This window comes from Kluyvera genomosp. 1, assembly GCF_001266615.1.
Classification (GTDB): domain Bacteria; phylum Pseudomonadota; class Gammaproteobacteria; order Enterobacterales; family Enterobacteriaceae; genus Kluyvera; species Kluyvera cryocrescens_A.
This window is the reverse complement of sequence record NZ_LGHZ01000004.1, coordinates 32,741-46,244: the sequence shown is the minus strand read 5'-3', so window position 1 is coordinate 46,244 and position 13,504 is coordinate 32,741. Positions and strand designations below refer to the sequence as shown.

Genomic DNA, 13,504 nt, shown 5'->3' with positions numbered 1-13,504 from the left:
CGATAAGAGCTTATTTCAGGGTACCCACCAGCGCTTTACGGCTGTCTTCGAGCGACACCACGCGGCTGCAGACATCCTTACCGAAGGCCTGGAAATCCGCTTCCTGGTTTTTCCACTCGTTTTGAATGGCGGTTTGCAGGCCGCCTAAGCTGCCCAGTACGCCCTGCAGCGGGTTACCGCCGCCTTTGAGCACCGCTTTAGCACCCATTTCATTGATGCTGTCCTGCAGGATACCGCCCATCGCCTGGTTCACCAGCTGCTGCCCATCGGCGCGCACCTGATCGATAGCTTTGTAGTGGAAGGTTAAGCCATCGGTACGATGTTCGATAATACGATTCATCTGCTGTTTGAGCTGGGCATCAAGCTTGGTCAAACGACCGCGCATGTTGCTGCTTTCACCCACCTCTTTGGCGATAATTTTATCCAGCGCCACGCGACCTTTTTCGACGCGATTACGGGCACCTTCGTCAATCCACGGCAGCGCACTGCGCAGCTCCGTTTGATAATCTTTCGCCTGCTCGCGCTGGGCGGCGGTGAGCGTGTAGGCCTTACCGTTGAAGGTAACGTCACCGTTTGGGGTAATGACCAGATTGCCGTTCTCGCCCTTCACCTGCACCGTTTGCGGGTTGAGGACAACATCATCACGGGGGGTGACGCTGCACTGGTAGTCAGCATGGGCGGCCATCGTCGTGAACGTGAGAACTGCCGTGAGCAGCGTTTTGCGCATCATTACTTTCCCTCAAGACAAATCGGGCCAGCAAATGCTGGCCCCGTATAGGCTATTAGTCCCACCAAACGTCGAAAAGTTCGCTGGTGCGTACTTCTTCGAACTTGTGGTCTTCCAGCCATTTACGTACCTGAGCCTGGTGCTCCTCGGTACACTTGCCGATTTCCTGGGTGCAAATCAGACCTTCCCATGCCAGGTAGCCACTGCCGTCAAACGCCAGTTTGTTCGGCTCGATAACTTCATCGATGAACTGATCAACGGTCTGGTCGATCTGCTCTTCGCTGGTCCCTTCCGGGAAACGCCATGCTACGGAGAAACCGATCTCCTGGAATTCATCGATGTGCATTTTTTTACGCAAACGACGGCTACGATTCTTTGCCATTTATTTCACCCTCTCGAACATTAAGTCCCATACGCCGTGGCCAAGACGATGGCCACGCTGTTCAAATTTGGTTACCGGGCGCGATTCCGGGCGCGGTACATAATCCTTACTCTCAGACAGGTTCAGATATCCGTCCAGCGAGGACATCACTTCCAGCATGTGCTCCGCGTAGGCTTCCCAGTCGGTCGCCATGTGGAACACGCCGCCCAGCTTCAGTTTGCTTTTCACTAGCTCAGCAAACGGAACCTGAACGATACGGCGTTTATTATGACGCGCTTTATGCCATGGGTCAGGGAAAAAGAGCTGAACCATGTTCAGAGAGTTGTCAGGGATCATCTTATGCAGCACTTCAACCGCATCGTGGCACATCACGCGCAGGTTATCGACACCCTCTTCATGGGCCGATGCAAGGCAAGCGCCAACCCCAGGGGAGTGCACTTCAATGCCGAGGAAGTTTTGATCCGGGCGCGCTTTCGCCATCGCCACCAGCGATGCCCCCATACCGAAACCGATCTCCAGCGTCGTCGGCGCATCACGGCCAAACAGCGCAGCAAAATCGACAGGTTCTTCGCTGAACTCAACGCCCATCACCGGCCAGTAGTTTTCCAGCGCGTGTTCCTGCCCTTTGGTCAGTCGCCCCTGGCGACGAACAAAACTACGAATACGGCGCTGTGGGCGGCCGTTCTCATCAAATTCCGGTGAAATGACGTCGTTCTTCATAAAAATAAGTCTGCTTGTGAGAGTGTTCGGGAAACGGGCATTATCCAAAGTTAGTTGCCGGATGCAAGCACCGGAAAGTTCCTGTTTACAGCATAGTGCCGCTGTGCTGCAATTTGGCCCCTCATTAGAACGATGGTGGAATCCCTGCTTTGACCATGCAAGCCGCGCAATTCTCAGCCCAGGTGCTGGACTGGTACGACAAATACGGGCGTAAAACTCTGCCCTGGCAAATTGAAAAGACGCCTTACAAAGTATGGCTGTCTGAGGTCATGTTGCAACAAACGCAGGTTGCCACAGTTATCCCCTATTTTGAACGGTTCATGTCACGCTTTCCTACCGTCACCGATCTGGCCAACGCGCCGTTAGATGACGTACTGCATCTGTGGACGGGGCTTGGCTACTATGCCCGCGCGCGTAACCTGCATAAAGCCGCGCAGCAGGTCGCCACGCTGCACCATGGGCGCTTCCCGGAAACCTTCGAGGAAGTGGCGGCACTACCTGGCGTAGGCCGTTCTACCGCGGGGGCGATATTGTCACTCTCGCTCGGTAAACATTTCCCGATCCTCGACGGCAACGTTAAGCGCGTGCTGGCCCGCTGTTATGCGGTGGACGGCTGGCCGGGGAAAAAAGAGGTCGAGAAAAAGCTATGGGAATTAAGCGAACAGGTGACGCCAGCCGAAGGCGTCTCGCGCTTTAACCAGGCGATGATGGATCTGGGCGCGATGGTCTGCACCCGCTCAAAACCTAAGTGTACGCTGTGTCCACTGGACAACGGCTGCATTTCATCGGCGAACGGTAGCTGGGCGCAATATCCGGGTAAAAAGCCAAAGCAGACTATCCCAGAGCGTACCGGCTATTTTCTGATGATGCAGCAGGGTCGCGAGGTGTTTTTACAGCAGCGTCCGCCAAGCGGTCTGTGGGGCGGTCTATACTGTTTCCCGCAGTTTGCCGATGAGCAAGCGTTACGCGACTGGTTGAGCGAACGACAGATCCCCGCCGATAAGCTGACCCAACTTACCGCGTTTCGCCATACGTTTAGCCATTTCCATCTGGATATTGTGCCAATGTGGCTTAGCGTGTCCTCATTTACGTCATGCATGGATGAAGGCAGCGCTCTCTGGTATAACTTAGCCCAGCCACCCGCCGTCGGGCTGGCCGCACCGGTTGAGCGCCTGTTGCAGCAGTTACGCGCCGATTCACTCGTGTAGAGTTTGGCGCCATAAGAGGATTGATTATGAGCAGAACGATTTTTTGTACTTACCTGCAACAAGAAGCCGAAGGGCAGGATTTTCAGCTGTACCCAGGCGAACTGGGCAAACGTATTTATAACGAGATCTCGAAAGAGGCCTGGAAACAGTGGCAGCACAAGCAAACCATGCTCATCAATGAAAAGAAACTCAATATGATGAACGTGGAACATCGCAAACTGCTGGAAGAGGAAATGGTCAATTTCCTGTTTGAGGGTAAAGATGTGCACATTGAAGGCTACACGCCACCTGAAAAACAGTAAGGCCTGACGGCCTTTCTAAGACCACAACAACACGCGCTCCCGGAATGATGAAAAAACTATTTGCTCTGGCGTTGATAGCGCCGCTGCTTGTCTCCTGCTCCTCGAATAAAAAGGGTGATACCTATAACGAGGCGTGGGTAAAAGACACCAACGGTTTTGATATTTTGATGGGGCAGTTCGCCCATAATATTGAAAACATTTGGGGCTTTAACGAGGTTCTGATAGCCGGTCCGAAGGACTACGTAAAGTATACCGACGGCTACCAGACGCGCAGCCACATTAACTTCGACGACGGTACGATTACCGTTGAGACCATCGCCGGCACTGAACCTGCTGCGCGTCTGCGTCAGGCCATTATCACCACGTTGTTAATGGGTGACGATCCGGGTTCAGTTGACCTCTACTCCGACGCCGACGATATCCAAATCTCCAAAGAGCCGTTCCTCTACGGTCAGGTCGTGGATAACAACGGCGAAGCCATTCGCTGGCAGTGGCGCGCAGAGCGCTTTGCGGATTATCTGCTGCAAACGCGGCTGAAAAAACGCAGCAGCGGCCTGCACATTATCTACAGCGTAACCATCAACCTGGTCCCCAACCACCTCGATAAGCGTGCGCATAAATATTTAGGTATGGTGCGTCAGGCGTCGCGTAAGTATGGCATTGATGAATCGCTGATTCTGGCCATTATGCAAACCGAATCCTCATTCAACCCATATGCGGTGAGTCGTTCCGATGCGATGGGTCTGATGCAGGTCGTCCAGCACACCGCCGGGAAAGATGTATTCCGCTCGCAGGGCAAATCCGGTACGCCGAGCCGAAGCTTCCTGTTCGATCCGGCCAGCAACATCGACACCGGTACGGCCTATTTGGCAATCCTCAATAACATCTACCTGGGTGGTATCGATAACCCAACCTCACGCCGATACGCGGTCATCACCGCCTACAACGGCGGCGCGGGTAGCGTGCTGCGCGTCTTCTCCAACGATAAGGTACAGGCGGCGAATATCATCAACAGCATGGCACCGGGCGACGTCTACCAGACGCTGACCACCCGCCATCCGTCGGCTGAATCGCGCCGCTACCTCTACAAGGTGAACTCCGCCCAGAAGGGCTATCGCCGCAAGTAACCATTGCCACAATGCAGACCATCTGACCTCTAATTATCTGGAGGGAAGATGGTCTTCCCCACCTTTTCCGCGCAAAAATGTTACGTTTGTCACTATTTCGTTGTGCAAAGTGAAAATAATTGCAATTTTATGCGGTGCTTAACAATGTCCCCTCACACCCATTGCTAGAATCGCCACAAACACCACCTCTTAATGTTATTAAAAAAACATAATCCCGCCATTCTTGTGAGGAAAACAACATGAATTTAAAGCTGCAGCTTAAGATATTGTCGTTTCTGCAGTTCTGCCTTTGGGGGAGCTGGCTGACAACGCTAGGTTCATACATGTTTGTGACGCTGAAGTTCGACGGGGCTTCTATCGGTGCAGTTTATAGCTCACTGGGGATTGCCGCCGTCTTTATGCCTACACTTTTAGGCATCGTCGCGGATAAATGGATCAGCGCCAAATGGGTCTATGCCATCTGCCACCTGGTCGGTGCCGGAACGCTATTTATGGCTGCCGAGGTCACCACGCCAAGCGCCATGTTTATGGTTATCTTGCTGAACTCATTGGCCTATATGCCAACGCTCGGCCTGATTAACACCATCTCCTACTACCGCCTGAAATCAGCCGGTATGGACATCGTGACCGACTTCCCACCGATTCGTATCTGGGGCACCATCGGCTTTATTCTGGCAATGTGGGCCGTGAGCTTTGCCGGTTTCGAACTGAGCCACATGCAGCTGTATATCGGTGCTGCGCTCTCCGTGGTGCTGGCGCTGTTCACGCTGACGCTGCCGCATATTCCGGTCTCAAATCAGCAGGCAAAACAGAGCTGGAGCAGCATGCTGGGTCTGGATGCCTTCGCGCTGTTTAAAAACAAGCGTATGGCGATCTTCTTTGTCTTCTCCATGCTGTTAGGCGCGGAGCTGCAGATCACCAATATGTTCGGCAACACCTTCCTGCACAGCTTCGATAAAGATCCGCTGTTCGCAACCAGCTTTATCGTGCAGCACGCCTCGGTGATGATGTCGATTTCACAGATCTCCGAAACACTGTTCATCCTGACCATTCCGTTCTTCCTGAGCCGTTATGGCATTAAGAACGTGATGCTGATCAGTATCTTCGCGTGGATGCTGCGCTTTGGTCTCTTTGCTTATGGCGACCCGTCAGCTTTCGGCACCGTACTGCTGGTGCTGTCGATGATTGTTTACGGCTGTGCCTTTGACTTCTTCAATATCTCCGGTTCCGTGTTCGTGGAGAAAGAAGTGAAACCGGAAATCCGCGCCAGTGCGCAGGGTATGTTCCTGATGATGACTAACGGCTTCGGCTGCATCCTCGGCGGTATGGTCAGCGGAAAAGTGGTTGAGATGTATACCGTTGACGGTATTACTGACTGGCAGAGCGTGTGGCTGATTTTCGCCGGCTACTCTCTGGTTCTGGCCGTAGCGTTTGTTGGTCTGTTCAAATACAAACACGAGCGTGTCGCTCCTGGTGCGGTGCCGGTCACGCACTAAGGCGTCCGTCCCCTCTCCCTGCAGGGGAGAGGGGGAAAGACATCACGCTACTGTTAAATACCGTACCTGGCAGTACCTTCTCCCCCACGGGGAGGACAACATTCGATATATTACAGTTCAAAAACGCACCTGACTGTCCCCTCTCCCCTTCGGGGAGAGGGTTAGGGTGAGGGGGGGATGCCCGACAGCACCCATCCCACCGACAGCAAATCCGCGCTGCCGCCGGGGCTTAAATTCCGCTCAATTAGCGCCTCATCCATCGCTGCTAAATCTCGTTCATCCCAACCCTGAGCCAACAACCGCTGGGCGTACCCTTGCACATAACGTAGCCCACTCATACCGCCGCGCGACACCAAATTACTGTCTGGATTCACGGCCATTAAGCGCAGCAACAGCGTATGTAGGCCACGGCGATTCCAGTTGGGCAACACGCGCCGCACCGTGGCAAAGCCGCTCTGGGCCTCACCACGCGCACCGGTCAGGCCAAACTGATGAAACTGGCGCTCCCCGGCCGTTGCCCGCGAGCGTTGTGTCGCCAATTCTCGAGCCACCAGCCCATCACAGATAGCACTCACTTCGCGGCATAGACTCGACTGGCTCACTTCCTCCAACCGCCCGGCCGCAAAGCACAAGAGTCCCAGCGCAAAAATGCCGCCTTTATGCGTATTCACACCGTTTGTTGCCCGGTACATGGCCTGTTCACAGGCCATACCCATCGGCCGGATAAGCCGTAGCTGCTGGTCTACCGGCAAATGAGCGTTGCTCTCACCCAGCTCGGCAAAGCGTCGAAACCACGGGCTAATCGCCTGAATACTGCGGACGAACAGCGCGTGATCCATATCCCGGTGCGCACCGTTGTTGAGCTTATCCACCAACCCCGGTTTTGGCGTCAGCTCCAGTTCCTGCCACAGCGCCTCTTCCGCCAGTGCCGGGACATCAACCGTGCGGGGTTTAATCGCGATTAAACCAGTCATCAATCATCTTCTCCACGCAGGCCACCACCTCATCAACCGGATGCTTACGCGAGCGGGAGCAGGCGTGCGCAGGTTCATCGCAAATCAGGCAGCGCCGCAGATGTCGCCCGAGGGACAATCGCCCAATGTGACCCGCCTGCGGGCAAATCACATCCAGATCCCACAGACGCCCCAGCGGATGCGTCTGCTCTAGCGCCGCACAGTGCGCTTTTATCTCTGGTGCCTGATGCGCCACGCACCACATCGCTTCCGGCCCGGTAGGCAGCCACAAGACCTGGCGATCACGCACCGACCAGCCGTTTTGCCACAGCATTTGATCGCACATTTGCAGCGCCACGCCCATCGTATTGCGATAGCGCGGGCTGTTTTTAATCGCTCCCGGCGTCACCAGGGTGAGTGAAATTACCGGTTGTTGATAGTGGGTTAACCAGTCAGCCTGACGCGCCGCGCGGTTCTCTTTTGCCGCCAGTAGCGCATCAAGGCTGACACCCATTTTCACGGGTGTCATTGTCGTCATCACGTTACTCCTTCACCTGCCGTACGGTATCAATCACGCTACCATCGCGGTAACGAACGACGCCGACGATTTTATCGGTGAACTCAATCGGTTTAGGCATACCGGTCAGCGAGACCGCACGGGCATACAGCGCTTCGATATCGACGATTTTCAGCCCTGCCGCGACCAGCCGTTCACGGATTTCCGGGCGTGCCGGGTTGACCGCGATCCCGTGGTCGGTAACCAGCACATCGATACTTTCCCCCGGAGTCAGCCGCGTCGTCACGCGTTTGACCACCGTCGGAATACGGCTGCGTAGCAGCGGCGCGACCACGATGGTCAGGTTAGCGGCGGCCGCCACGTCACAGTGGCCACCGGATGCACCGCGCATCACGCCGTCGGAGCCGGTAATCACGTTCACGTTGAAATCGACATCAATTTCCAGCGCGCTGAGGATCACCACATCAAGCCGGTCACAGCTCGCCGCTTTGCTCCCCGGATTGGCGTAGACATTGGTAGAGATCTCCACGTGATTGGGGTTACGCGCCAGCGATGCCGCCGCCTGCCCGTCAAAACATTGGGTATCGAGCAGTTTGCCGATCAGCCCTTTTTCATGCAGATCCACCAGCCCGCCGGTAATACCGCCCAGCGCGAAGCTTGCCGTCACGCCGCTGCGCTCCATTTTCTCTTCCATAAAGCGCGTACAGGCGGTTGCCGCCGCGCCGGAGCCGGTCTGCATCGAGAAACCAGGAACAAAGTAGCCGGAGTGTTCAATCACATCTGCCGCATAGCGGGCGATCATCAGCTCGCGTGGGTTGCTGGTCACACGTGCCGCGCCGACGCTGATTTTTGCCGGGTCGCCAACGCTCTCAACCTGCACGATATAGTCCACCTGATCCTGCACCAGGCTGGCGGGCATATTGGGGAACGGCACCAGTTCTTCGGTGAGCAACACGACCTTGCGGGCAAAGTGGGCATCCACCATCGCGTAGCCCAGCGAACCGCAGCACGATTTGCCGTGCGTGCCGTTGGCATTACCAAATTCATCGCTGCACGGTACGCCCAGAAATGCCACATCGATATTCAGCTCGCCGTCCTGGAGTAGCTTCACGCGGCCTCCGTGGGAGTGAATTTGTACCGGCTCATCCATCAACCCATGGGAGATCGCATCCGCCAGCTTGCCACGCATACCGGAGGTGTAGATGCGGGTAATCACACCACTTTCGATATGCTCAATCAGCGCATCGTTACAGGTCATTAGCGAGCTGGACGCCAGGGTCAGATTTTTGAATCCCATCTGCGCAAGCTTCGCCACCACACTATTGATCACCCGGTCTCCTTCGCGGAACGCGTGGTGAAACGAGATAGTCATTCCATTTTTCAGTCCGCAGCGTTCAACCGCCTGTTCAACGGTGTCGCAGAGCTTACGATGATATTTCGCGTCCAGATCGGACAGCCACGGGGTGGCATGATGAGCCGAGTCAAATGGCTTAAGTTCCCGTAAATGGGGAAAATTGAGGTGCAGAAGTTCAGTCTGATTCATTGTTTTTATCCTTAACGACGTACGCCAGAAGCCGCCGCGCGTTCAAGTACCCTTTGCGCGTGGTCAATGATTGGCGCATCCACCATTTTTCCGTTGAGCGATACCACGCCCAAACCGATACGCGCGCCCTCTTCCGCCGCTTCAATCACCCGCTGGGCGTGGTCGACTTCCTGTTGAGTTGGCGCGTAGGCGTTGTGGAGCAAATCAATCTGGCGCGGGTTAATCAGCGATTTGCCGTTGAAGCCCATCTTGCGGATCAATTCCACTTCGCGCAGGAATCCGGCTTCGTCATTAACGTCGGACCACACTACGTCGAAGGCATCGATACCGGCCGCGCGAGCCGCGTGCAGCACCGCACAGCGCGCGTAGAACAACTCGGTGCCGTCACCGCGTTCGGTCTGCATATCCATCACGTAGTCAAACGCCGCTAGCGCGATACCGATGAGGCGCGGTGAGCTGCGGGCAATCGCCACGGCGTTAATCACGCCAATCGCCGATTCAATGGCCGCCATCACGCGGGTAGAGCCCACCTCGCGGCCGCACTCTCGCTCAATACGCGCAAGATGTCCTTCCAGCTCGTCGATATCTTCCGGGGTGTCGGTTTTTGGCAGACGGATAACATCAACACCGCCGCGCACCGCTGCTTCCAGGTCGAGCAGGCCAAACGGCGTATTCAGCGGGTTAATGCGAACAACGGTTTCAATATCCTGATACATCGGGTGCTGCAACGCGTGGAAGACCAGCAGGCGGGCGCTGTCTTTTTCACGCAGCGCCACCGCATCTTCTAAATCGAACATGATGGAGTCCGGACGGTAGATGAACGCGGTTGAAAGCATGGCGGCGTTGGCCCCCGGCAGGAACAGCATACTGCGGCGAAGCGTACTCATTGCAGCGCCTCCCACGTTATCTGTTGGGTCTCAGCTGCGCGCAGAACCGCGCTTTGCAAACGGGCGCGAATCACACAGTCCAGAGCGCCCTTATCTTCGACAATAATCAGCCCCTGATGTACTGCCATCGCCTGCAATGTCTCTTCCACCACCTGGCGGATTTGTTCACCAAACTGCTTCATCACTTCACTGTGGATGACAATCTCCAGCTCGCCGTCGGCGGGGGCGATTTTCACCATCAGGTCGCTGGACTCCTGCGTTCCGGCCAGCGCCTCCCTTACGATTTTCATGATAATGTCCTGATAGTTATGCAACTTCTGCGCTGTAATGCATTTCGAGATGCGCGAAAGTCGATTCCGGGACAATGTCCCGAATACGAGAAAACTGCTGTGTTTTAAGTAAGCGGCGGACTTCCGATGCCGAAATGGCGCTCCCCATCATTTTGATGCGCGGAATTTCCACCACAGCCACGCTGCCGGCCAGCAGCGCGTGCAGCGTCTGGTTGTACTGATGAGTGACGGCGCAAAACGGCTCTGAGCCAATAAAGCGGTTGGTGATCCCCAGCGCTGGCGCGATGTAATTGCGGAAAATCAGCACGTCGATTTCGCTCCACGCCTGCTGCACCTTGCCGGACTCTTTGAGGAAATAGGCCGGGAAAGTGGCGCGAGAAATGATGTATTGCGACCCTTCATGCACGGTGACGTTGCGCAGATGCGCGACGCCAGCACGAACCATCTCCAGCCGTGCACGAAATGGGAAGAACGACGCGTCTTCCCGCACCACGAACAGGTGCAGCCAGTCACATTGGCTTGCGGCCTGCTCCACCAGGTGACGATGACCGAGGGTGAACGGGTTGGCGTTCATCACAATGGACCCGACGATGTTTCCCGGCTGGCGTTTCATGCCCAGCATGCGGCAATAGCGTTCGATACCCTGCGGGGTGTTTTCCATCAGTACCGCGTTATTCCCACTTTGCGCAATTGGCCAGAAACCACTGCGGCCAAAGCGCTCTTTATTACAAGGGCGAGTGCAGAGAAAGAGATGGAAATCGCCGCGCGCCAACGCGACGTTTTCCACTTCCGCCAGCAGGCGTGCGCTCAGATTGGCGCCGCGCAGACGCTCATCCACCGCGACGCATTTAATGACGTTAGCCGCCAGCCCCGCGCATCCCACCAGCGCCGTATCGGCCCAGGCTTCCACAAACAGCGTGATATCGCTGTCCATCCCCAGCCCGCTATCCACCAGCAGTGAACGAATCTGTGCGAGCCGTTCCGGGTGTTTCGCCACCAGAGTGACTCGAAAGTCGATTGGGAGTTGCGTGTGCATCGTGCCGCCTTACTTAGTGCGCTGCCGTCAGCGTGTTCGCTGGCGCTTCCATGATGATGTTGCTGAGATGGCCGATGTGCTCAATCTCCACTTCAATCCGGTCCCCTTCCTGCATAAACAGCGGCGGGTTACGCTTTTTACCGACGCCACCAGGCGAGCCGGTAATAATGACGTCGCCCGGGCTTAAGCGCGTGAAGGTGCTGATGTACTCAATCAGCTCAGCCACTTTGTGGATCATGCTGCTGGTGTTATCGTCCTGCACCATTCGCCCGTTAAGCCATGTGCGGATAGCCAGCTGGTGCGGGTCGGGGATTTCATCGGCGGTCGCCATCCACGGGCCAAAGGCCCCGGTCTGACGCCAGTTTTTGCCCGCGGTAAACCACGTGTGCTGCCAGTCGCGCGCCGAGCCGTCCATGTAGCAGCTATAGCCCGCCACATGACGCAGCGCCTCTTCGCGGCTGATGTTCTCACCGCCCTTACCGATAATCACCGCCAGCTCGCCTTCATAGTCAAACTCGCGAGAGTGGCGCGGCTTGAGTACCGGTGCGTTATGCGCCGTCTGCGAGTCCGGGAAGCGGACAAACAGCGTGGGCGCCGGGTTATGCTGGTCAAACTCTTTGCGTTTTTCGGCGTAGTTCATGCCCACGCAGAGGATTTTTTCCGGGTGCTCAATCACCGGTAAAAAGGTCACCGCGTCCATTGGCACATCAGCCGCGTCATGGAGATAACGGGTGGCATCCGCCAGCCCGTTGCCCTGTAACAGCGCCTTAAGGTCGCTGTAGCGGTCGCCAAGACGGCGACCTAAATCAATCATCCCTTCCGCATTCACGATGCCGTAGCTGCGAACGCCCTGATAGATAAAGCTTGCGAGTTTCATTGTTAATCCTGAATACCATGTTTAAACAAGGAAGTTGCCCAGCACCAGAAGCGAGATGGAGACATTAATCGCCCCACCGATACGGGTGGCAATCTGCGCGAACGGCATCAGACTCATACGGTTGCCGGCGGTCAGAATCGCCACGTCACCGGTACCGCCCTGGCCGCTCTGGCAGCAGGAGACAATGGCGACATCAATCGGGTGCATACCGATTTTTTTACCGACGAAGAAGCCGGTCGCCACCAGTGCAGAAACGGTGCTGACGATGACCAGCAGGTTGCTGAGGGTGAAAGCGTTAACCAGTTCTTGCCATGGGGTGATAGCCACGCCGACGGCGAACAGAATCGGGTAGGTCACCGAGGTCTGGAAGAATTTGTAAACGACCTGCGAGCCTTCAAGCAGACGTGGAGAAGCGCCGTTGCACAGTTTCACCAGCACCGCCATAAACAGCATGCCAACCGGTGCAGGCAGGCCAATCAGCTTGTGGCCCAGCATCCCCAGCATGTACAGCAGGACCGCCAGCAGTGCACCAGAAGCAATCGTGGTGACGTCAGTTTTGCCAGAGAACGCGGGCTGCGAAGATTGGCTATCCGCGTTGTTACGGTTTGGCATCAGTTGACCTTCACCGGTCAGATGAGGGAAACGCTTACCGAGCTGGTTCAGGCAGCCGGAGATAATGATGGCGGTGAGGCCGCCGAGCATGACCATCGGCAGAACACGACCCAGCGCAACGCCCTGATCCATATGCAATATCGTGGCGTAACCGATCGACAGCGGGATCGCCCCCTCTCCCACACCACCCGCCATGATCGGCAGAATGATAAAGAAGAAGATCTGGAATGGTTCGAGGCCCAGCGCCATACCGACGCCCATACCGACAATCATGCCGACGATTTCACCGCATAACATCGGGAAGAAAATGCGCAGGAAGCCCTGAATCAACACGGTACGGTTCATGCTCATGATGCTGCCGACGATGATGCAGCAGATGTAGAGATAAAGAATGTTGGTCGATTTGTAGAACTTGGTGGTCGACTCGACAACGACATCCGGCAACAGGCCGTAATAGACCATCGCGGAGGGGATAAAGGTGGCGCAGATGGCCGCCGCCCCCAGCTTGCCAACAATCGGCAAACGTTTGCCGAATTCACCACAGGCAAAACCAAAGAACGCCAGCGTTGCCACCATCACCACGATATCGCTCGGCAACTTGCCGCCCAGACAATCAATGGCGATCAGCGCCCCCGCTAACACAAACAGCGGCAGAGGAATAATACCAACTTTCCACGTATCCATAATATGCCACCAGCGCTCTTTGAGTGCCGGGCGTTGAATTTCGATCGGTTCATGGGTTACAGAGAATGAATCATCAGTCGTGCTCATAATGAAGCCCTTTAGTTATTTTGTGGTTTTAGCTTAAGGGCCTAAAGGCTTACTTT

Annotated in this window: 15 protein-coding genes; 4 read left to right on the top strand and 11 right to left on the bottom strand. The window is 55.8% G+C overall.

The window, feature by feature from the left end:
• Positions 1-10 precede the first annotated feature (10 nt).
• From KP80_RS02130 to trmB, 3 genes are read right to left on the bottom strand one after another with little or no spacing between them, the layout of a single operon-like run.
• Complete coding sequence (locus tag KP80_RS02130) at positions 11-730, bottom strand: DUF2884 domain-containing protein (RefSeq protein ID WP_052281934.1); 720 nt, start codon at positions 728-730, stop codon at positions 11-13.
• A 52-nt stretch (positions 731-782) separates the two neighbouring features.
• Positions 783-1,109, bottom strand: a complete 327-nt coding sequence (locus KP80_RS02125; RefSeq protein ID WP_052281933.1) for a YggL family protein — start codon at positions 1,107-1,109, stop codon at positions 783-785.
• Positions 1,110-1,829: a tRNA (guanosine(46)-N7)-methyltransferase TrmB gene (gene trmB, locus KP80_RS02120; protein ID WP_052281932.1), complete on the bottom strand. Its 720-nt coding sequence runs from the start codon at positions 1,827-1,829 to the stop codon at positions 1,110-1,112.
• 155 nt (positions 1,830-1,984) lie between these two features.
• Here trmB and mutY point away from each other — a divergent pair, with 155 nt between their 5' ends.
• From mutY to KP80_RS02100, 4 genes are all read left to right on the top strand, one after another.
• Positions 1,985-3,037, top strand: a complete 1,053-nt coding sequence (gene mutY, locus KP80_RS02115; protein WP_052281931.1) for an A/G-specific adenine glycosylase — start codon at positions 1,985-1,987, stop codon at positions 3,035-3,037.
• Between the two features lie 26 nt (positions 3,038-3,063).
• On the top strand, positions 3,064-3,339 hold the full coding sequence (locus KP80_RS02110) for an oxidative damage protection protein (protein WP_052281930.1): 276 nt from the start codon (positions 3,064-3,066) through the stop codon (positions 3,337-3,339).
• A 47-nt stretch (positions 3,340-3,386) separates the two neighbouring features.
• A complete protein-coding gene (mltC, locus tag KP80_RS02105; RefSeq protein ID WP_082221708.1) occupies positions 3,387-4,466 on the top strand; it encodes a membrane-bound lytic murein transglycosylase MltC in 1,080 nt (359 codons plus the stop codon).
• Positions 4,467-4,705: 239 nt separating this feature from the next.
• Positions 4,706-5,962, top strand: a complete 1,257-nt coding sequence (locus KP80_RS02100) for a nucleoside permease (protein ID WP_052281928.1) — start codon at positions 4,706-4,708, stop codon at positions 5,960-5,962.
• 161 nt (positions 5,963-6,123) lie between these two features.
• Here KP80_RS02100 and citG read toward each other — a convergent pair whose 3' ends face one another.
• From citG to KP80_RS02060, 8 genes are read right to left on the bottom strand one after another with little or no spacing between them, the layout of a single operon-like run.
• Positions 6,124-6,936, bottom strand: coding sequence for a triphosphoribosyl-dephospho-CoA synthase CitG (gene citG / locus KP80_RS02095; protein WP_052281927.1), 813 nt, complete (start codon positions 6,934-6,936; stop codon positions 6,124-6,126).
• Positions 6,914-7,453 carry a citrate lyase holo-[acyl-carrier protein] synthase gene (gene citX / locus KP80_RS02090; protein WP_052281926.1) on the bottom strand — a complete coding sequence of 180 codons (540 nt, stop codon included), beginning with the start codon at positions 7,451-7,453 and terminating at the stop codon, positions 6,914-6,916. Before citX ends, citG begins: the two co-directional genes overlap by 23 nt.
• A gap of 4 nt (positions 7,454-7,457) precedes the next feature.
• The gene (citF, locus tag KP80_RS02085) at positions 7,458-8,975 is read right to left on the bottom strand and encodes a citrate lyase subunit alpha (protein ID WP_052281925.1); all 1,518 of its coding nucleotides are present in this window, start codon (positions 8,973-8,975) and stop codon (positions 7,458-7,460) included.
• A gap of 11 nt (positions 8,976-8,986) precedes the next feature.
• Positions 8,987-9,862, bottom strand: a complete 876-nt coding sequence (gene citE / locus KP80_RS02080) for a citrate (pro-3S)-lyase subunit beta (RefSeq protein ID WP_052281924.1) — start codon at positions 9,860-9,862, stop codon at positions 8,987-8,989.
• The gene (citD, locus tag KP80_RS02075; RefSeq protein WP_052281923.1) at positions 9,859-10,152 is read right to left on the bottom strand and encodes a citrate lyase acyl carrier protein; all 294 of its coding nucleotides are present in this window, start codon (positions 10,150-10,152) and stop codon (positions 9,859-9,861) included. Before citD ends, citE begins: the two co-directional genes overlap by 4 nt.
• 16 nt (positions 10,153-10,168) lie before the next feature.
• Positions 10,169-11,188, bottom strand: a complete 1,020-nt coding sequence (citC, locus tag KP80_RS02070) for a [citrate (pro-3S)-lyase] ligase (RefSeq protein ID WP_052281922.1) — start codon at positions 11,186-11,188, stop codon at positions 10,169-10,171.
• 13 nt (positions 11,189-11,201) lie between these two features.
• Positions 11,202-12,065, bottom strand: a complete 864-nt coding sequence (locus KP80_RS02065; RefSeq protein ID WP_052281921.1) for a fumarylacetoacetate hydrolase family protein — start codon at positions 12,063-12,065, stop codon at positions 11,202-11,204.
• A 21-nt stretch (positions 12,066-12,086) separates the two neighbouring features.
• On the bottom strand, positions 12,087-13,448 hold the full coding sequence (locus tag KP80_RS02060) for a 2-hydroxycarboxylate transporter family protein (RefSeq protein ID WP_052281920.1): 1,362 nt from the start codon (positions 13,446-13,448) through the stop codon (positions 12,087-12,089).
• Positions 13,449-13,504 lie beyond the last annotated feature (56 nt).